Genomic DNA, 17,675 nt, shown 5'->3' with positions numbered 1-17,675 from the left:
GACTTGACCGCTAGGTTACCGCCCGGTTTCATGAGAGCCACACGGTAAACGTTTACAGCGTGGCTCGCCAGGCGAAAGGGGCAGGGGTGGCCGACGGACCCACGATCAACACGATCGCCGAACGCGCGGGTGTCTCGATCGCTTCGGTGTCACGAGTGCTGAACGGGCTGCCCACCCGTCCCGACACCGAGCGCAAGGTCATGAAGGCCGCCGACGAGCTGGGCTACGTGCGCAACGCCGTCGCCCGCTCGCTCAAGTCGCGCCGCACCCACCAGATCGCCTTCGCCATGGCCGACATCGGCAACCCGGTCTACCTGGCGATGGTCCGGCAGATCCAGCCCGTGCTCAAGGCGGCCGGCTACCGGCTGGTGCTGCACTCGACCGACGCGGTGGTGGCCGACGAGATCGACGTGCTGCACAGCCTCGGCGAACGGTACGTGGACGGGCTGATCATGTGCCCGATCCGGGTGACCGACGACCACCTCAAGATGATCGCCGCCGCACGGGCGCCGGTGGTGATCATCGGCCTGGTCCCGGACGGCACCCAGGTGGACAACGTGCGCGCCGACTCGCGCGCCGGCGTCCGGCTGGCCGTCCACCACCTGCACTCGCTCGGCCGCCGCCGGATCGGCTTCCTCAACGGCCCGCTCGACACCGTCCCCGGCGCGGCCCGCGAGGCCGCCTACCGCGAGGCGCTCGACGAGCTCGGCCTGCCGTACGAGGAGAGCCTGGTCCAGATCGGCGACTTCTACCGCGAGGCGGGCGCGGGCGCGGCCCGCGAGCTGCTCGCCCGCTCGCCCGGCGTCGACGCGCTGATGTGCGCCAACGACCTGATCGCCCTCGGCGCGCTGGACGTGCTGCGGGCCTCCGGCCGGCGGGTCCCCGAGGACGTGGCGGTGGTCGGCATGGACGACACCGACCTGGCCGCCGCCTCCTGGCCCACGCTGACCAGCGTCTCGCTCGGCTCGGCCGAACGCGGCCGGGCCGCCGCCGAACTGCTGCTGGCCCGCCTCGAAGAAGGCGACCGCACGCCCAGCGTGGTCACCGTCGAACCCAGACTCGTCATCCGCGAATCCACCGGGGGGCCGGCATGACCGCCACCGCAACCCGACCGCCGAAGCAGGACACCCCGGCCCGCCGGGCCGCGCGCGGCAAGCAGGCCCGCGACACGCTGGTCCTGATGCTCCCGGCCCTGGTGCCGGTGCTGCTGTTCAGCGTCGGGCCCCTGCTCTACGGCATGGCCCTGGCCTTCACCGACGCCAAGGCCGGGCGCAACGTCACCTACAGCTTCATCGGCTTCGACAACTTCACCCGGCTGTTCGAGGACTCCGACTTCTGGCAGTCCATGCTCGTCGGCCTGATCTGGGCCGTCTCGGTCACCGTGCTCACCTTCCTGCTCGGCCTCGGCCTGGCGCTGCTGCTCAACGAGAAGCTGCGCTTCCGCGGGGTGGGCCGGGTGCTGGCCGTGGTGCCCTGGGCGATGCCGCCGGTCGTCATCGGCCTGATGTGGCGCCTGGTCTACCACGCCGACGCCGGCATCCTGAACGGCATCCTCGGCACCGAGATCGACTGGCTGGCCGACTTCACCTTCGTGCTGCCGGCGATCATCCTCATGGGCGTCTGGAGCGGCATGCCCCAGACCACCGTGGTGCTCCTGGCCGGCCTGCAGAACGTGCCGGCCGAGCTGTACGAAGCGGGCAAGATCGACGGCGCGGGCACCTGGCAGCGCTTCAGGAACATCACGCTGCCGCAGCTCAAGCCGGTGATCGTGGCGATCACCTCGCTCGACTTCGTGTGGAACTTCAACCAGTTCACCCTGGTCTACGTGCTGACCCAGGGCGGGCCGGGCGGCCGCACCCGGCTGCCCATGCTCTTCGCCTACGAGGAGGCCTTCCGCTACGGGCGCTTCGGCTCGGCGGCGGCCTTCGGCCTGACCATCATGGTCGTGGTGCTGGCCCTCCTCGGCGTCTACCTGTGGCGGCAGATGAGGGAGGCGAGCTCGTGAAGCGGTTCTCGCAGTACGTGGCGCTGGCCGCGTACATGGTCTTCCTGGCCTTCCCGCTGGCGTGGCTGCTGTCCACGGCGCTCAAGACGCCGCGCGAGATGGCCTCCACCGACCCGGCGTGGATCCCGGACGACCCCACCCTGGCCAACTTCACCGCCGCCTTCACCGAGCAGGACCTGGTCGGCGCCGCCGTACGGTCGCTGATCGTGGCGCTGGCCAGCGCGCTGCTGACGGTGGTGCTGGCGCTGCCGGCCGCCTACGCGATGGCGCGCATCCGCGGGGCGCTCAGCCGGGTGGCCACCGGATGGGTGCTGGTCAGCCAGGTCTTCCCGTTCATCCTGATCATCATCCCGCTCTTCATGGTGCTGCGGAACCTGGAGCTGACCAACACGCTCGCCGGTGTGGTGGTCGTGCACGTCACCTTCACGCTGCCGTTCGCGCTGTGGATGCTGCAGGGCTACGTGCGTGCCGTACCACGCGAGCTGGAGGAGGCCGCGGCGGTGGACGGCGCGGGACGGCTGCGCTCGATCGTGAGCGTGGTCGCGCCGCTGCTGGCCCCCGGCGTGGTGGCCACCCTGCTCTTCTCGTTCATCTCCTCCTGGAACGAGTTCCTCTTCGCGCTCGTGGTCCTGAAGGACCCCGACGTGATGACGCTCCCTCTGATGCTGGCGCGGTTCACCGGCCCGGAGGGGGTGGCCAGGCTCGGCCCGCTCGCCGCCGCCTCACTCATGGCGACGATCCCCAGTCTGATTTTCTTCGCAATCATCCAGCGACGGCTGAAGTCCGGCCTCATGGCCGGAGCCGTCAAGGGCTAGAAGGAGTCGCGATATGCGCATCAAATCTGCCGTGGCGGCAGCGGCGTTGCTCGCCCTCGCCGCCGCGTGCGGCAGTGGCGGTTCCCCCCAGGGCGGCACCTCGAGCGAAGCGCCCAAGGCCGCCGAGCCGGTGAAGCTCGACTTCCTGTCCCTCGCGTGGCAGAAGGAGTCCGTCGAGGCCAACAAGGCCATCGTCGAGGAGTGGAACAAGGCCAATCCCGGCATCCAGGTCACCTACGTCCAGGGCTCCTGGGACAACGTCAACGACCAGCTCGTGACCCAGTTCGAGGGTGGCGACCCGCCAGACGTCATCCACAACGACTCCCCGGCGCTGTCCAACTTCGCCTCGCGCGGCTACCTCCTCGACCTCAAGGACAAGCTGCCCGCCGAGCTGAAGAGCGACATCCCGCAGGCCGCCTGGGACACCGTCACCTTCGGCAAGGAGAGCGGCGTCTACGGCGTGCCCTTCCTGCAGGAGTCGCAGGTCATCATCGCCAACAAGAAGCTGCTCGACGCCGCCAAGGTGCGCATCCCGACCACGGACAACCCCTGGACCTGGGACGAGTTCGCCGAGGTGAGCAAGAAGCTGACCAAGGACGGCGCCTTCGGCGTCGCCTGGCCGATGAAGTCGCCGGTCAACAAGACGCTGAACCTGGCGCTCAACTTCGGCGGCACCTTCTTCCAGACCGACGCCGACGGCAAGACCACCGTCAAGGTCGGCCCGGAGGAGAAGGAGGTCCTGCAGCGGATCTACAACCAGATCCACGTGGACAAGTCGGCCGACCCCAAGACCCTCGGCATGGGCACCGCCGACCCGCTCCCCGGCTTCTACAAGGGCGAGTACGCGATGCTCCCGGTCGGCGTCTACCTGCGCCAGCAGGTCGTCGAGCAGGCGCCCGAGGGCTTCGAGTGGATCACCCTGCCGCCGCTGAAGGGCACCAGCACCAACCAGGGCGCGGTCTCGCAGACCCTGTCGGTGGCCGCCGACAGCAAGCACCCGGACGAGGCGCTGAAGTTCATGGAGTTCTTCCTGAACGGCCCCAACCAGGCCAAGCTGGCCAAGGGTGACTGGCTCCTGCCGACCTCGGTCAAGGCCGCCTCCGACCCGTCCATCACCGGCAAGGAGAACGGCTGGGACGTGGCGACCGCCTCGGTCAAGTCGCTCGTCGTCGCCCCGTTCCTCAAGGTCAACGGGTACGACGAGTGGAAGAGCAAGGTGGCCACGCCGGCCCTGCAGGAGTACTACGCCGGCAAGATCTCCCTCGACGAGGCCGCCAAGAAGCTCGTCGAGGAAGGGAACAAGGTCCTGGAGCGGTACTAGCCCATGACCATCGGGGACAGCGCCATTCCGGCGAGCGTGCTCCGGGACCGCGCCCGGGGGTGTCTGCTCGGCCTCGCGGCCGGCGACGCCCTCGGGGCGCCCGCGGAGAACCTCACGCCCGCCCAGATCACCGCCCGCTGGGGCCGGCTGACCGAGGTCACCGGCGGCGGGACCGACGACACCGAATACGCCATCTTCGCCGCCTCACTGCTGGTGCGGCACGGGCGGGGGCTCACCTCCGAGGACGTGGTGGCCGCCTACCGCGAGTCGGTCCTGCCGCTGATCAGCGGGCCGATGAAGGGGGCCGGCTTCTCCGAGCTGGGCGCCGTCGAGGCGCTCAGGCGCGGGCTCGAACCGCCCCTGACCGGGCTCTGGCACCAGCACGGCTGGTCCGACGGGCTGGCCATGCGGGCCGCGTCCTACGGGGTGTTCTGCCCGGGCGAGCCCCTGGAGGCGGCCCGGCTGGTGGAGCAGGACGGGCGGGTCAGCAACGCCGGCGAGGGCATCCTCGGCGGCCGTGCGGTCGCCGCCGGAGTGGCGGCCGCGATGGGCGGGGCCACCCCGGCGCAGGCGGCCGAGGCCGCTTTGTCGGCGGTGCCCGCCGACTCGTGGACCGGCCGCTCCCTCCGCCGCGCCGTCGACCTGGTCACCGCCGCACTGGCCGACCAGGCGCGAGCCGACTCCCGGGCTGGTGGGGCGGGAGCTGACTTCCAGGTGGGAACGGCGAGTGCTTTCTTCGAGGCCGGTACGGCAGGCGCGACCGCGCTGGGTGAGGCGCTGCACGAGGCGGTGGTCGTCCGGCACTACCCCTGGACCGACCTGGCCCCCGAGGCCGTCGCCCTGGCCTTCGCCGCCTACCTGGCCGGCGGCGGCGACGTCGAGACCTCGGTGGTCTTCGGCGTCAGCCTGGGCCGCGACGCCGACACCATCGGCGCCATCGCCGGCGCCCTGGCCGGCGCCGGGCAGGGCGAGTCGGGGGTGCCGGGCCGCTGGGCCGCTCAGATCGGGCCGGTGGCGGGCAAGTGCCTGCCGGTGGTCGCCGGTCGGCACGTGCTGGACGTCGCCGACGAGCTGGTGAAAGGACTGTAGAACCATCATGTCGGGGGAGAGAGCCGCCGGCGCGGTGCTCGGCCTGGCCGTCGGCGACGCCGCGGGCTGGCCCGCCGCGCGCCACCGGTCGCTGGCGCACGCGCCGTGGAGCAGGCGGCTGTATCGCGAGCTCGAGACGTTCGCCGAGGAGCACCGCGTCACGACGCTGCCGGTGCCCTTCGCGCTCAACCAGCCCACCGCGCCGCTGGCGCTGGGGCCGTCCGACGACGCCGAGTGGGTGGCCTGGACCCTGCTGACCCTCGACGCCGCCGCCAAAGACGCCGGCGCCGATCCGGCCGGGGGACGGGCGCGGGTGGCGGCCTTCCGCGCCCTGGCCGGGCGCGAGGAGGTGCGGGCGCGCATCTCGGTGGCGACCGCCCTCGACAACCTGGCGCGGGGCCTGGAGCCGCCGGCCAGCGGGCACGACAACCCGCACTTCTTCGACGACGCCGCCGCGGTGCGGGCCGTCGCCTTCGGCGTGCGCGGGCTGGACCCGGCCGCCGACGCGGCGGTGACCAACTCCGGCGACGGCGTGCTGGGCGCGCTGGCCATGGCCGCGGCGGTCCGCGAGGCGATCGCCTCCGGCGACGTGCGGCGGGCCGTGCGGGCGGCGCTGGACGTGCTGCCGGAGGACACCGCGATCGGGCTCAACGCCCGCCGCGCGCTCAAGGCCGCCAGGGCCGCCGGGGACGCCTTCGCCGCGCTCCCGGCGCTGGACGCCGAGCTGATCGACCACGTCTACAGCTACGGCGTGGCCGCCTCGGTCACCGTGCCGATCGCGCTGGCGCTGGCCGAGGTGTCCGGCGGCACGGTGGCCGCGATCCCGGCGGCGGCCTGCCTGGCCGCGACGGCCGACTCCGCGCCCGCGTTGACCGGCGCGCTCGTGGGAGCCTGCGGGGGAGCAAGCGTGATACCTGAGCAATGGGCGGCCGCGGCACGGAGACTGTCCGGCTGCTGCCTGCCCGACCTGGGTGGGAGAGATCTGTTGGACATCGTGGAGGGGATCGCATGACGCCGCTTGAGGACAAGGCCGCCGGATGCGTGGCGGGAGCGGCGGTCGGCGACGCGCTGGGCGGGGCGACCGAGGGGTGGACGCCCGAGCAGATCGTCACGCGCTACGGGGGGCTGGTCGAGGGGATCGTCCCGCCGTACAACGCCGACTGGCGCAACGCGCGGCCGATCGCGCCCTACCACAAGGGTGACGGGCACATCACCGACGACACCCTGATGACGCACGCGCTGATCCGCGTGTATGAGAAGGCCGGCGACCACCTCGACGCCTACTCCGCCGCCGATCACCTGGTGCCGGAGCTGATGGGCTCGAAGGTGTGGATCCCGGAGCTGGAGGCCGAGGCGCTGCCGTTGCAGCGGATCTTCCTGGCCGAGAAGTGGCTGGTCGCCCGGCTGCACTACGGGCACGTGGACCCGCGTGAGGCCGGCACGGGCAACATCGTCAACTGCGGCGCGGCCATGTACATGGCGCCGGTGGGCGTGGTGAACGCGGGCAACCCGGAGCGGGCCTACGCCGAGGCGATCGACCTGGCCGGCGCCCACCAGTCGAGCTACGGCCGCGAGGCGGCCGGCGTCATGGCCGCCGCGGTCGCCGAGGCCATGCGGCCGGGCGCGACCGCCGACTCCGTGGTCGCCGCCTGCCTGGCCCTGGCCAAGGACGGGACCAAGGCGGCCATCGACGCCGTCTGCTCCCGCGCCCGCGACCTCGGGCACTGGAAGGGTTCCTTCGAGGCGTTGCGCGAGGCGGTCCGGCCCTACGACACGGTCGCCGACACCTACCGCGACCAGGGGCTCGGCGCCCGGCGGCCGAGCCGGCTGCACAGCATCGAGGAACTGCCGCTGGCGCTGGCCTTCCTGGTGATCGCCAAGGGCGACTTCCGTGAGACGGTGCTGGGCGGGGTGAACTACGGGCGGGACGCCGACTCCATCGCCTCGATGGGCGGGGCCATCGCCGGTGCGCTCGGCGGGCTGGCCGGGGTGCCGTCCGACTGGCTCGCGCAGGTCGCCGAGGCCAGCCGTACCGACCTGGTGGAGCCCGGCCTGGCGATCGCCCGGGTCGCTCGCCAGGTGTACGCCCTGGACTTGCGGCGGCGGCGCGCGCACGAGGAGACCTTCGCCCACCTGGCGGGCGAGTGATCCGGCTCACCTGGGTCCAGCCCGAGGACCTGATCGGCCACGAGCTGCGCCAGGCCGCCGAGGACGGCCGTCACCCGGCCGACGGGGGCGACGGGCGGGTCGCGCGGATCGCGGAGCGGTGGCACGCGGCGGGCGGGCACGACGCCCCGCCGCGCGCCGGCGCCTCCACCGGCCAGGCCGCCCACCTGCGCGGCCTGGCCGAGGACCTGCTCGACGAGCTGGCCGCCATCCCCTCGCCGCTGGCCGAGCAGGAGCCGTCCGACCTGGCCGGGATCACCGCGCACTGGCCCGCGGAGCGGCCGGGGCGGGTGCCGGTGGACCGGGAGCGGATCCTGGCCGCCTGGCAGGGCCGCGCCGCCGGGTGCGTCCTTGGCAAGCCGGTCGAGAAGCTGCCGCGCGAGGCGATCCGCGAAATCGCCGAGGCGACCGGCAACTGGCCCCTCCGGAGCTGGTTCACCGCCGAGGGGCTGCCGGAGGAGATCGCCCGGCGCTGGCCGTGGAACCGGCGCAGCGCGGTGAACTCGCTGGCCGAGAACATCGACGGCATCCCCGAGGACGACGACCTGAACTACCCGCTGCTGGCGCTGTCGGTGCTGCGCCGGCACGGGCGCGAGTTCACCACCGAGCAGGTCGCCGGGCTCTGGCTCGACGAGCTGCCGGCCGGGCGGACCTTCACCGCCGAGCGGGTCGCCTACCGCAACCTGCTCGACGGCCTGGAGATCCCGCAGGTCGCGACCTACCGCAACCCGTTCCGCGAGTGGATCGGCGCGCTGATCCGCACCGACGTGTACGGCTGGACCAACCCGGGCGACCCGTGGACCGCGGCCGAGCACGCCTGGCGCGACGCCCGCCTCACTCACACCGCCAACGGCCTGTACGGGGCCATGTTCGCCGCGGCCATGTGCGCCCGGTCGCTGGCGGCCGGTTCCGCGCTGGAGGTCGTCGAGGCCGGCCTGGCCGTGATCCCGCCCGCCTCCCGGCTGGCGCGAGCCGTACGGCAGGCGGTCGAGGACGCCTCCTCGCTCGCCTCCTTCGAGGAGGTCGTGGACCGGCTCTACCAGCGCCACGGCCACCTGCACTGGGTGCACACGATCAACAACGCCGCCGTCGTGGCCGCCGCGCTCGTGCACGCCCGCGACTTCACCACCGCCATCGCCGGGGCGGTCGCCGCCGGCTGGGACACCGACTCCGCCGGCGCCACCGCCGGCTCCGTCGCCGGGGCGCTCTGGGGCGTGCCCGAGCAGTGGCGGATGCGGGACAGCCTGGCCAGCAGCCTGACCGGCTTCGACGGCATCAGCCTCACTGAGCTGGGAGGATGGACGCATGATCTCGGTCTTCGGTAGCGCCAACATGGACCTCGTCGCCTACGTCGACCAAGCGCCCAAGCTTGGCGAGACGGTGACCGGCCGGGCCTTCCACACCATCCCCGGCGGTAAGGGCGCCAACCAGGCGATCGCCGCGGCCCGCGCCGGCGCGGAGGTCGCCTTCCTCGGGGCCGTCGGCGACGACGGCTTCGGCATCGCCCTGCGCGCCGTGCTGGTCGAGGCCGGGATCGAGGTCAGCCTGCTGCGGCAGCTCCCCGGCGCGAGCGGCATCGCGCACATCGTCGTCGACGGCGGCGGCGCCAACTCGATCATCGTGGTGCCGGGGGCCAACGGCGAGGTCAAGAGCCTCACCCCGGCCGACGAGGCGATGATCGCCGCTTCGCAGGCGCTGCTGCTCCAGCTCGAACTGCCGATGGAGGCCGTCACCGAGGCGGCCCTGGCGGCCCGCGCGGCGGGCGTGCCGGTCATCCTCACCCCGGCCCCCTCGCAGCCGCTGCCCGACGCCCTGCTCGACGCGGTCACCCTGCTCGTCCCGAACGAGCACGAGGCCGCCGACCTCACCGGCTCCACCGACCCGGCTCAGGCCCTCGACCTGCTGCTCGACCGGGTCCCCGAGGTGGTCGTCACGCTCGGCTCCAAGGGCGCCCTGTACGGCTCCCGCACCGGCGACCGCCTGCGCGTGGCCGCCATCCCGGTGCAGGCCGTGGACACCACCGCCGCCGGCGACACCTTCGTCGGCGCCCTGGCCGTGGCCCGCGCCGAGGGGCTCGTCCCGGCCGAGGCCCTGCGCTTCGCCTCGGTCGCCGCCGCGCTGTCGGTCCAGAAGGCCGGGGCCAGCACCTCCATGCCGCACCGCGCCGAGATCGACGCCGCCCGCTAGTCCGCCCGCGGCTGCGAGGCGCGCACGACCAGGTCCAGGAGGCCGGGGAAGGCGGCCTCGAACTCCTCCCGGCGCAGGGTGTTCAGCCGGGAGGTGCCCCGGTAGTGCTGGCGGATGACGCCCGCCTCGCGCAGCACGTGGAAGTGGTGGGTGGCGGTGGACTTGCCGACCGGCAGGTCGATGGCCCCGCACGCGACGTCCGTCTCGGCGGCGTGCAGCGCGGTGACGATGAGCCGTCGCACCGGGTCGACCAGCGCCTCCAGCACCTGCTGCAAGGTGACGTCGGCGAGGTCGGGGTGCGGGGGGACCCGCTCGGCCTGCTGCGCTCGGGGCATCGGGGCGTCTCCTGTGGTTGGTCCGGCAGCCATCAAAGTACCATGACGATCGAAGTTTGACGGTGATCGTCCTTTCGTGCTTGAGTCGGCGGCACCGATGACGAGAAAGGTGCGGGCGATGAGCAGAGCGGTGCGCTTCCACGAGTACGGCGGGCCTGAGGTGCTGCGGCTGGAGGAGGTGGCGGTGGGCGAGCCCGGGCCGGGCGAGGTCCGGATCGCGGTGGAGGCGATCGGCGTCAACCGGGCCGAGGTGTTGTTCCGCAGCGGGCACTACATCGAGGCGGCCAGGAGCTTCCCGGCCGGGCTGGGCGCCGAGGCGGCCGGGGTGGTCGAGGCGGTGGGGCCCGGAGTGGGCGGGTTCGAGTCCGGCCGGCCGGTCAGCGTGGTGCCGGCCTTCTCGATGAACGACTACCCGCTCTACGCCGAGCGGGCGATCGTGCCCGCCGCGGCGGTGCTGCACCGGCCGGAGGGGCTCGACGCGGTCGAGGCGGCGGCGGTCTGGATGCCGTACGTGACGGCCTACGGCGCGCTGGTCGAGGTGGGCGGGATGCGCGCGGGCGACACGGTGGTGCTCACCGCGGCCTCCAGCAGCGTCGGCCTGGCGGCCATCCAGGTCGCCCGCCGGGTCGGGGCGCGGCCGATCGCCACCACCCGCACGCCGGCCAAGAAGCAGGCCCTGATCGAGGCGGGCGCCGAGGAGGTCGTCGTCACCGGCGAGGAGAGCGTGTCCGAGCGCGTGCTCGGCCTGACCGGCGGGCGCGGCGCGGAACTGGTCTTCGACGCCGTCGCCGGACCGGGCGTGCTCGACCTGGCCAGGGCGGTCGCCCCCGGCGGCACGCTGTTCCTCTACGGGGCGGTCAGCGGCGAGGTGACCCCGTATCCGGGCTTCGACCTGGGCATGCCCGCGCTCAACATCCGCACCTACACGATGCACGAGACGACGCGCGACCCGGCGAGGCTGCGCCGGGCCGAGGCGTTCGTCACCTCCGGGCTGGCCGCCGGGGCCTTCCGCCCGGTGGTGGACCGCACCTTCGAGCTGGAGCGGGTGGCCGACGCCCACCGGTACATGGAGGCGGGCGAGCAGATCGGCAAGATCGTGCTCACCGTCGGCCGCTGACCTCGGCGGGGGCGGCCGGTCAGAGCTGGTCGAGCCGGGACAGCTCCAGGGCGCGGGCGAGCACCTGCGGCAGCTCGTCCCCGGCCTCGGCCCATCCGGCCATGGCCACGTCCAGCGTGGCGAAGCCGACCCCCGAGATCAGCTCGGCGCGGAGCCGGTCGCCGGCGCAGCGGGGCAGCAGCTCGGCGGCCACGCCCTGCCGCCACTCGAACTGCCGGTCCAGGTAGCGGGCCCGGAGCGCGGGCGTGCCGAGGATGAGCCGGGTGAGCGCGAGCGCCTTCTCCGGGAACTCCAGGTAGTGCCGCGTCAGCTCCTCCAGCGCGTGCCGGACCGACGCGCCGGGCGGCTCGCCGTCCGGACGCGCGGCGACGATGGCGCGGGTGTGCTCGCCGACCGCGGTGAGCACCTCGACGATCACGTCCTCCTTGGAGCGGAAGTAGCGGAAGAAGGTCCGCCGCGACACCCCGGCCGCCTCGACGATCTGCTCGACGGTGGTCTCCTCGTAGCCGTTGCGCGCGATGAGCTGGGCGGCGGTGTGCGAGAGCTCGTCCTTGACGAGCTGGCGCTTGCGTTCGAGGAAACTCACCGGCCCAGGATAGCACCGCATGCACTCCTTGACACTGAGTGCCATCAGAGGCACTCTGGGACGCATGGACCGTTGGACGTACGCGAACCTGCCCGACCTCACCGGCAAGACGATGATCGTGACCGGCGCCAACAGCGGGCTCGGCTACGTGAGCACCCGCGAACTGGCCCGCAGGGGCGCCCGGGTGATCATGGCCGTGCGCGACGAGAACAAGGGCCGCCGGGCCAAAGCGGAGATCGAGACCGCGGTGCCGGGCGCCGCCCTGGAGGTGCGCCGGATCGACCTGGCCGACCTCGACACCGTGCACGCCTTCGCCGCCGGCGTGGACGAGCCCATCGACGTGCTGATGAACAACGCCGGGGTGATGATGCCGCCGCGCACCCTCACCAAGCAGGGCTTCGAGCTGCAGTTCGGCGCCAACCACCTGGCCCACTTCGCGCTCACCGGCCTGCTGCTCGACCGGCTGAGCTCCGACGGCCGGGTGGTGACGGTCAGCTCCGACCTGCACCGCCGCGGCCGCCTCGACTTCGCCGACCCCAACGGCGAGCGCTCCTACTCGCCGCTGCGGCACTACGCGCAGTCGAAGTTCGCCAACGTGCTGTTCGGGCTGGAGCTCGACCGGCGGCTGCGCGCCTCCGGCTCGGCCGTGCGCAGCCTGCTCGCCCACCCCGGCTACTCGGCCACCAACCTGCAGACCAGCGGGCCGCGCGGCCTGATCAACCTGGGCGGGCGGCTCGGCAACCTGCTGCTGGCCCAGACCGTGGACATGGGCGCGCTCAGCCAGGTCTACGCGGCGGTCGCCGAGGAGGCCGAGAGCGGGCAGTTCATCGGCCCGCACCGGGGGATGCGCGGCTGGCCCGCCGTGGTGCGGCCGGTGCGCTCGGCCACCGACCCGGAGACGGCCCGGCGGCTCTGGACGCTCTCGGAGGAGCTGACCGGCGTCACCGTGCCGGTCGGGCGGTGAGCGCTCAGGCCAGCGCTTCCGCGCACTCGTCGCGGAAGGTCATGACGCGCTCGCGGACCTTGGCCGGGTCTTCGAGTACGGCACGCGACACCGAGGGCAGGACCGCCTGCCGTACCGGCCAGAACAGCCGGGCGACGTCGGCGGCCGAGGCGCCCTGGGCGCCGAGCCCGGGCGCCAGGACCGGCCCGTTGAGCCGCTCCAGCGGGTAACCGGCCGAGGACAGCGTGGCCCCGACCACGACGCCGATCGAGCCGAGCGGCTCGCGCCCGGCGTTGGCCGCGCCGACCCCGTCGAAGACCTGCCCGGCGACCAGGTCCTGGAGCTCGGCGGCCTCGGGGTTGGAGGTGCGGGCGAGCACGAACAGCCCGGCGTCGGCGGCGTACGCGGCGGCGACGGCCCCGCGCAGCGACCCGAAGCCGAGGTAGGGGCTGACGGTGATCGCGTCGCAGGCCAGCGGGCTGTCGTGGTCGAGGTAGGCCTCGGTGTAGCCGGCCATGGTGCTGCCGATGTCGCCGCGCTTGACGTCGAGCACGACCAGCGTGCCGGCCTCGCGCAGCTCGGCGAGCAGCCGTTCCAGGACGGCGACGCCCCGGCTGCCCCAGCGCTCGAAGAAGGCCGACTGCGGCTTGACCACGGCGGCCAGGTCGGCGGCGGCCTCGGCGACGGTCAGGCAGAACCGTTCGAGCCCGGCCGGCGAGTCGCCCACGCCCCACGCGTCGAGCAGCGCCGGGTGGGGGTCGATGCCCACGCACAGCGGCCCGCGCTTGTCGATGGCCGCCCGCAGCCTGGTCCCGAATGGCTCACGCATCACATCAGGCTATCTCGCCGGCGACGGCCTGGACATCTACTTGGACGGTCGTGGCCGTCCGAACCAACAAGTCGAGCGCCCGCGCGATCTCCGGGATCGCCATGCTCGGCTGGTCGCCCGCGACGACCTGGGCGGGGGAGTAGGGGACGTGCACGAACCCGCCGCGCAGGTGCGGCAGCTCGGTCTCGATGAGGTGGGCCAGGCCGTAGGCGACCTGGTTGCAGACGAACGTCCCGGCCGAGTAGGAGACCGCGGCGGGCAGGCCAGCGGCGCGGACCGCGCCGACCATGGCCTTGACCGGCAGGTGCGCGAAGTAGGCGGCCGGGCCGCCCGGCACCACGGGCTCGTCGAGCGGCTGGGCGCCGGCGTTGTCGGGGATGCGCGCCTCGATCAGGTTGACCGCGACCTTCTCCACGGTGATCCCGGCCCGGCCGCCCGCCTGGCCGACGCAGAGCACCAGGTCCGGCCGGTGCTCGTCGATCGCGGCCCGCAGCGCGGCCAGCGAGGTGGCGAAGACGCAGGGCAGTTCGGCGACGGCGACGCCGGGGACGAGCCGGACCGCCTCGAAGGAGGGGTTGACGTCGGATCCGTCGAACGGCTCGAAACCGGTCAGAAGAGTGCGCACAACCAGGAAGGGTAGATCATCCGCATGTATGAGATCGCCCGGCGCACGCTGTGGCTGCACTCGGCGCCGCCACGCGAGGTCGTGGTGTCGATCGGCCTGCCGGTGGAGGAGCCCTCGGGGGAGTGGGCCTGTCCCTACCGCATCGACGGGCTGGACGGGTGGGAGCACGAGCGCAAGGTGGCCGGCTACGACGCGGTCGACGCCCTGGAGGCGGTGCTGTCGGTGGTCAAGGTCGCCTTGATCGACTCGCACGAGGCCCGCGAGGGCCTGCTCGACCTGGACGACCCCGACTAGCGGCTATCGCTCCAGCAGCCAGCGCCAGCGGGGCAGCTCGGAGGCCACGGTGACCGCCGCGAGCAGCGTGGTGGCCGAGGCCAGCAGCGGGATCCAGATCAGCCAGGCGCACACCACCGCCGCGGCGATCTGCAGCACGACCAGCCCGACGGTCACCCAGCCGGGCACCGGGACCAGGACGTGCGGGCGCGAGCCCGGCGTGGCGAAGACCGTGGGCAGGCCGATCAGCAGCAGCACCGAGAGCACCGCGAGCGGCACGGAGGTGGACCACAACGCCCACGGCGTCGCCACCCACGCGACCACCTCGGTGGCGAAGCGCAGCGCCGAGCCGCGATCGACGCCCATCGCCACGGTCTTGGCCTTGGCCGCGCTGTCCGTCAGGGGACCTGCTCTATCCGACATAGGCTGACATCCTATGATCGAACGGTGACTGCGCCGCGCCTTGTCGCCACCGATCTGGACGGAACCCTCCTCGACTCGGCCCGGCAGGTGAGCCCCCGCACCCGTGCCGCCCTGCAGCGGGCCGCCGCCGCGGGCGCCCAGATCGTCATCATCACCGCCCGCCCTCCGCGCAACATCCTGGCCATCGCCGAACAGGCCGGGGTCGGCGGCCTCGCCCTGTGCTCCAACGGCGCCCTGCGCTACGACCTGACCGCCAAGACCGTCACCGCCGCCTCCCCGCTGGAGCCCGCCACCGTGGGCAAACTCCGCGACCTGCTGCGCGAGGCCCTGCCCGACCCGCTGTTCGCCATCGAGACCGGGCACGGCGTGCTGATGGAGCCCGGCTACCCCGTGCTCGTGCCGGAGGACGCGCCCAACCGCCGGCATGTCGCCGACCTGTGGGCCGAGACCGAACCCGTGGCCAAGCTGCTGGTCCGGTGCGAGGGCCACACCTCCGACGAGCTGTTCACCGCCGCGACCGCCGCCGTGGGCGAGCTCGCCGAGATCACCTACTCCGGCATCAGCAGCGTGCTGGAGATCAGCGCGCCCGGCGTCACCAAGGCCACCGCGCTGGCCGCGCTCTGCGCCGAGCTCGGCATCGCCCCCGAGCAGGTGGTCGCCTTCGGCGACATGCCCAACGACCTGGCCGTGCTGGCCTTCGCCGGGCACGGGTACGCGATGGCCAACTCCCACCCCTCCGTGCTGGCCGCCATCCCCCGGCACACGCTCAGCAACGACGAGGACGGCGTCGCCGCCGTACTCGAAACGCTGTACTCCTGAGGGAGTACCCGCCACGACGACCACCGGCGGATGCCCCGGCCCCGCCCGCGCCGCGAGCATGGGCGGCATGAACAGAGGCTTCCACACCGCCTTCGCCTACCTGGCCACCCTCGGCTGCGTCGCCGTCATGGTGCAGGCGATCACCGCCGGGCAACTCGTCGACGGCGGCTCCACCGCCATGCACGGCATCGGCGCCGGGGCCGTCCACCTCGTGCAGCTCGGCCAGCTCGTCGCCGCCGTGCTGCTGTGGCGCCCGGGCCGCGGCCCGGCCTGGCCCGCCGTCGTCAGCCTGGTCATCCTGCTGGCCGGATTCGCCCAGTCGGCCACCGGCGGCAGCGGCGCGGTCGCCGTGCACGTGCCGCTCGGCGTCACGGTCTTCGGGCTCAGCGTCTGGGCGACCGTCTGGGCCTGGTCACGGCGTGCCGTACCGGGCCAGATGGTCGGCGAGCCGGACCGGCTCGGGCAGCCGGTAGCGGGGAGCGGCGCGTAGCACCTGCTCGCACGCGGCGGCCACGCCGATGCGGTGCCCGGGCGAGACGAAGACCGGGCGCACCCCGGGCTGGGTCCGCAGGACCCGGCCCACCTCCTCGCCCTCCAGCCGGATCGGCGACCAGGACCCGCGCGCGGGGGCCGGATCCTCGAACTCGCCGACGAACGGCGTCTTGCCCACCCCCAGCGCCGGCAGCCCGGTCAGCACGCCCAGGTGGCAGGCCAGCCCGAAGCGGCGCGGATGCGCGAGCCCGTGGCCGTCGCAGATGAGCAGCTCCGGCGGCGCGCTCAGCCGCTCCAGCGCCTCGATCAGCGCCGGGATCTCCCGGAAGGCGAACAGCCCCGGCACGTACGGGAAGGCGGCGCTCCCGCGCACCAGCGACTGCTCCACCACCTCCAGCGTGCGCGCGTCCAGCACCACCACGGCCGCCGACAGCTCGTCGTCACCGTGATAGTGCACGTCGAGCCCGGCGACCGTGGCGAACCGGTCGGGCCCGTCGAAACGGACCAGGGGACGGAGGCGGCGCTGGATCTCCTCCGCCTCCTCGGCGGTCTTCGGCCAAGGGTGCACCAATAGAGGGTAGACCCGTAATGTCGAGATCATGGCGGACGTGCGAATCATTGTCGGCGCTGACGTGGCGGCCGACGCGGCACTGCTGCGCGAGATCGCCGAGCGCGAGTTCGACGCGCTCGGGGTCACGGGCGTGTGGTCGGAAGAACTCGACGCGGGCAAGGGCGAGGCCCTCGTGCTCGTGCCCGGACCCGACCCCGGGACCAGGGCGGCGATGGCCGAACTGGACCCCTCGGCGGTCTGGGCCGACTTCGACCGGCGCGAGGACGCTCCCGGCATCTACGGCCGGGGCATCGAGGGCCTGCTCTGGGCCATCCGGCGCGCGGTGCACCTGCGGCGGCACGCGCCCCAGCGCATCCGGTACGGCGGGGCCCCCGAGCAGTGGGCCGAGCTGCACCTGCCCGAGGGCGGCGGCCCGCACCCGGTGGTGGCCCTGATCCACGGCGGCTACTGGCGCTCCCACTGGGGCGCCGACGTCATGGACGCGCTCTGCGCCGACCTGGCCCGGCGCGGCCTGGCCGCCTGGAACCTGGAGTACCGCGGCCCCGACCGGTACGGCTGGGCGGCGACCTGCGCCGACATCGCCGCGGGCCTCGCCGCCCTGGCCGAGGCGCCGGCCCCGCTCGACCTCGACCGGGTCGCCGTCGCCGGGCACTCGGCGGGCGGGCAGCTCGCCCTGTGCGCCGCGGCCGACGGCGCCCGGGTCGCGCTGGCCGTCTCGCTGGCCGGCGTGCTCGACCTGGCCGAGGGCGAGCGGCGCTGGCTCAGCTCCGGCGCCGTCCGCGCCGCGCTGGGCGCCCTGCCGTACGGCGAGGCCAGCCCCCTGCACCGGGTGCCGCTCGGCGTCCGCCAGCTCATCGTGCAGGGCTCCGGGGACGAGCTCGACCTGGTCGACTTCGGCCGCCGCTACGCCCGGGCCGCCAAGGAGGCCGGCGACGACGTCACCCACCTGGAGATGTCCGGCGACCACTTCGCGGTGATCGACCCGCGCACCCCGATCTGGCAGACCACGGCGGTGGCGATCGCCCGCGCCCTGAGGTGAGCGGACCACGCCCGACGAGCCCGAGGTGAGGTGGGCCGCA

Annotated in this window: 21 protein-coding genes; 15 read left to right on the top strand and 6 right to left on the bottom strand. The window is 73.4% G+C overall.

Annotated features, from left to right (window positions below):
* The first annotated feature begins 86 nt into the window (after positions 1-86).
* From AB0I67_RS26030 to rbsK, 9 genes are read left to right on the top strand one after another with little or no spacing between them, the layout of a single operon-like run.
* Positions 87-1,094, top strand: coding sequence for a LacI family DNA-binding transcriptional regulator (locus AB0I67_RS26030; RefSeq protein WP_357928112.1), 1,008 nt, complete (start codon positions 87-89; stop codon positions 1,092-1,094).
* A complete protein-coding gene (locus tag AB0I67_RS26025) occupies positions 1,091-2,005 on the top strand; it encodes a sugar ABC transporter permease (RefSeq protein WP_357928111.1) in 915 nt (304 codons plus the stop codon). The genes AB0I67_RS26030 and AB0I67_RS26025 overlap by 4 nt, the downstream gene beginning before the upstream one ends.
* A complete protein-coding gene (locus AB0I67_RS26020; protein WP_357928109.1) occupies positions 2,002-2,820 on the top strand; it encodes a carbohydrate ABC transporter permease in 819 nt (272 codons plus the stop codon). The genes AB0I67_RS26025 and AB0I67_RS26020 overlap by 4 nt, the downstream gene beginning before the upstream one ends.
* A gap of 13 nt (positions 2,821-2,833) precedes the next feature.
* Positions 2,834-4,141: a sugar ABC transporter substrate-binding protein gene (locus AB0I67_RS26015; protein ID WP_357928107.1), complete on the top strand. Its 1,308-nt coding sequence runs from the start codon at positions 2,834-2,836 to the stop codon at positions 4,139-4,141.
* A 3-nt stretch (positions 4,142-4,144) separates the two neighbouring features.
* A complete protein-coding gene (locus tag AB0I67_RS26010; RefSeq protein WP_357928105.1) occupies positions 4,145-5,230 on the top strand; it encodes an ADP-ribosylglycohydrolase family protein in 1,086 nt (361 codons plus the stop codon).
* Positions 5,231-5,237: 7 nt separating this feature from the next.
* Positions 5,238-6,242 (top strand): ADP-ribosylglycohydrolase family protein, encoded by a 1,005-nt coding sequence (locus AB0I67_RS26005; protein ID WP_357928103.1) that lies wholly within the window; start codon positions 5,238-5,240, stop codon positions 6,240-6,242.
* Complete coding sequence (locus AB0I67_RS26000; protein ID WP_357928101.1) at positions 6,239-7,378, top strand: ADP-ribosylglycohydrolase family protein; 1,140 nt, start codon at positions 6,239-6,241, stop codon at positions 7,376-7,378. The genes AB0I67_RS26005 and AB0I67_RS26000 overlap by 4 nt, the downstream gene beginning before the upstream one ends.
* Positions 7,375-8,721, top strand: a complete 1,347-nt coding sequence (locus AB0I67_RS25995) for an ADP-ribosylglycohydrolase family protein (RefSeq protein ID WP_357928099.1) — start codon at positions 7,375-7,377, stop codon at positions 8,719-8,721. Before AB0I67_RS26000 ends, AB0I67_RS25995 begins: the two co-directional genes overlap by 4 nt.
* Positions 8,702-9,583: a ribokinase gene (rbsK, locus tag AB0I67_RS25990; protein ID WP_357928097.1), complete on the top strand. Its 882-nt coding sequence runs from the start codon at positions 8,702-8,704 to the stop codon at positions 9,581-9,583. Before AB0I67_RS25995 ends, rbsK begins: the two co-directional genes overlap by 20 nt.
* Here the strand turns inward: rbsK and AB0I67_RS25985 are convergent.
* The gene (locus AB0I67_RS25985; RefSeq protein ID WP_357928095.1) at positions 9,580-9,918 is read right to left on the bottom strand and encodes a helix-turn-helix transcriptional regulator; all 339 of its coding nucleotides are present in this window, start codon (positions 9,916-9,918) and stop codon (positions 9,580-9,582) included. The genes rbsK and AB0I67_RS25985 overlap by 4 nt on opposite strands.
* 118 nt (positions 9,919-10,036) lie before the next feature.
* Between AB0I67_RS25985 and AB0I67_RS25980 the strand changes: the two genes are divergently transcribed.
* Complete coding sequence (locus tag AB0I67_RS25980; RefSeq protein WP_357928093.1) at positions 10,037-11,035, top strand: zinc-dependent alcohol dehydrogenase family protein; 999 nt, start codon at positions 10,037-10,039, stop codon at positions 11,033-11,035.
* A gap of 19 nt (positions 11,036-11,054) precedes the next feature.
* Here AB0I67_RS25980 and AB0I67_RS25975 read toward each other — a convergent pair whose 3' ends face one another.
* Entirely contained in the window at positions 11,055-11,621 is a 567-nt protein-coding gene (locus tag AB0I67_RS25975) for a TetR family transcriptional regulator (protein ID WP_357928091.1), read from the bottom strand.
* Between the two features lie 64 nt (positions 11,622-11,685).
* Between AB0I67_RS25975 and AB0I67_RS25970 the strand changes: the two genes are divergently transcribed.
* Positions 11,686-12,585: an oxidoreductase gene (locus AB0I67_RS25970; RefSeq protein ID WP_357928089.1), complete on the top strand. Its 900-nt coding sequence runs from the start codon at positions 11,686-11,688 to the stop codon at positions 12,583-12,585.
* Positions 12,586-12,589: 4 nt separating this feature from the next.
* Here the strand turns inward: AB0I67_RS25970 and pyrF are convergent, their stop codons facing one another.
* Both pyrF and pcp read right to left on the bottom strand, forming a co-directional pair.
* Positions 12,590-13,393: an orotidine-5'-phosphate decarboxylase gene (gene pyrF / locus AB0I67_RS25965; protein ID WP_357928087.1), complete on the bottom strand. Its 804-nt coding sequence runs from the start codon at positions 13,391-13,393 to the stop codon at positions 12,590-12,592.
* Positions 13,394-13,397: 4 nt separating this feature from the next.
* Positions 13,398-14,018, bottom strand: coding sequence for a pyroglutamyl-peptidase I (gene pcp / locus AB0I67_RS25960; RefSeq protein WP_357928085.1), 621 nt, complete (start codon positions 14,016-14,018; stop codon positions 13,398-13,400).
* 24 nt (positions 14,019-14,042) lie between these two features.
* Between pcp and AB0I67_RS25955 the strand changes: the two genes are divergently transcribed.
* Positions 14,043-14,312, top strand: coding sequence for a hypothetical protein (locus AB0I67_RS25955; RefSeq protein ID WP_357928083.1), 270 nt, complete (start codon positions 14,043-14,045; stop codon positions 14,310-14,312).
* Positions 14,313-14,315: 3 nt separating this feature from the next.
* On the opposite strand, the gene AB0I67_RS25950 is transcribed toward AB0I67_RS25955, so the two are convergent.
* The gene (locus AB0I67_RS25950) at positions 14,316-14,714 is read right to left on the bottom strand and encodes a hypothetical protein (protein ID WP_357928081.1); all 399 of its coding nucleotides are present in this window, start codon (positions 14,712-14,714) and stop codon (positions 14,316-14,318) included.
* A gap of 24 nt (positions 14,715-14,738) precedes the next feature.
* Here AB0I67_RS25950 and AB0I67_RS25945 point away from each other — a divergent pair, with 24 nt between their 5' ends.
* Both AB0I67_RS25945 and AB0I67_RS25940 read left to right on the top strand, forming a co-directional pair.
* Positions 14,739-15,533 (top strand): Cof-type HAD-IIB family hydrolase, encoded by a 795-nt coding sequence (locus AB0I67_RS25945; RefSeq protein WP_357928079.1) that lies wholly within the window; start codon positions 14,739-14,741, stop codon positions 15,531-15,533.
* A 67-nt stretch (positions 15,534-15,600) separates the two neighbouring features.
* Positions 15,601-16,023 (top strand): hypothetical protein, encoded by a 423-nt coding sequence (locus AB0I67_RS25940; protein WP_357928077.1) that lies wholly within the window; start codon positions 15,601-15,603, stop codon positions 16,021-16,023.
* On the opposite strand, the gene nfi is transcribed toward AB0I67_RS25940, so the two are convergent.
* On the bottom strand, positions 15,946-16,626 hold the full coding sequence (gene nfi / locus AB0I67_RS25935; RefSeq protein ID WP_357928075.1) for a deoxyribonuclease V: 681 nt from the start codon (positions 16,624-16,626) through the stop codon (positions 15,946-15,948). The genes AB0I67_RS25940 and nfi overlap by 78 nt on opposite strands.
* Before the next feature lie 7 nt (positions 16,627-16,633).
* Here nfi and AB0I67_RS25930 point away from each other — a divergent pair, with 7 nt between their 5' ends.
* Positions 16,634-17,635 (top strand): alpha/beta hydrolase, encoded by a 1,002-nt coding sequence (locus AB0I67_RS25930; protein ID WP_357928073.1) that lies wholly within the window; start codon positions 16,634-16,636, stop codon positions 17,633-17,635.
* Positions 17,636-17,675 lie beyond the last annotated feature (40 nt).

It is taken from the genome of Nonomuraea sp. NPDC050310 (assembly GCF_040655795.1).
Classification (GTDB): domain Bacteria; phylum Actinomycetota; class Actinomycetes; order Streptosporangiales; family Streptosporangiaceae; genus Nonomuraea.
This window is presented reverse-complemented; position numbering and strand designations above follow the sequence as displayed.

Excerpts from the sequence above, each read along its gene's own strand:
- AB0I67_RS26010 (WP_357928105.1), top strand. The coding sequence starts at position 4,145 with ATGACCATCGGGGACAGCGCCATTCCGGCGAGCGTGCTCCGGGACCGC.
- AB0I67_RS25950 (WP_357928081.1), bottom strand. The coding sequence starts at position 14,714 with ATGTCGGATAGAGCAGGTCCCCTGACGGACAGCGCGGCCAAGGCCAAG.
- AB0I67_RS25985 (WP_357928095.1), bottom strand. The coding sequence starts at position 9,918 with ATGCCCCGAGCGCAGCAGGCCGAGCGGGTCCCCCCGCACCCCGACCTC.
- AB0I67_RS25980 (WP_357928093.1), top strand. The coding sequence starts at position 10,037 with ATGAGCAGAGCGGTGCGCTTCCACGAGTACGGCGGGCCTGAGGTGCTG.
- pyrF (WP_357928087.1), bottom strand. The coding sequence starts at position 13,393 with ATGCGTGAGCCATTCGGGACCAGGCTGCGGGCGGCCATCGACAAGCGC.
- nfi (WP_357928075.1), bottom strand. The coding sequence starts at position 16,626 with ATGATCTCGACATTACGGGTCTACCCTCTATTGGTGCACCCTTGGCCG.
- AB0I67_RS26025 (WP_357928111.1), top strand. The coding sequence starts at position 1,091 with ATGACCGCCACCGCAACCCGACCGCCGAAGCAGGACACCCCGGCCCGC.
- AB0I67_RS26000 (WP_357928101.1), top strand. The coding sequence starts at position 6,239 with ATGACGCCGCTTGAGGACAAGGCCGCCGGATGCGTGGCGGGAGCGGCG.
- AB0I67_RS25970 (WP_357928089.1), top strand. The coding sequence starts at position 11,686 with ATGGACCGTTGGACGTACGCGAACCTGCCCGACCTCACCGGCAAGACG.
- AB0I67_RS26005 (WP_357928103.1), top strand. The coding sequence starts at position 5,238 with ATGTCGGGGGAGAGAGCCGCCGGCGCGGTGCTCGGCCTGGCCGTCGGC.
- AB0I67_RS25940 (WP_357928077.1), top strand. The coding sequence starts at position 15,601 with ATGAACAGAGGCTTCCACACCGCCTTCGCCTACCTGGCCACCCTCGGC.
- AB0I67_RS26015 (WP_357928107.1), top strand. The coding sequence starts at position 2,834 with ATGCGCATCAAATCTGCCGTGGCGGCAGCGGCGTTGCTCGCCCTCGCC.
- rbsK (WP_357928097.1), top strand. The coding sequence starts at position 8,702 with ATGATCTCGGTCTTCGGTAGCGCCAACATGGACCTCGTCGCCTACGTC.
- AB0I67_RS25955 (WP_357928083.1), top strand. The coding sequence starts at position 14,043 with ATGTATGAGATCGCCCGGCGCACGCTGTGGCTGCACTCGGCGCCGCCA.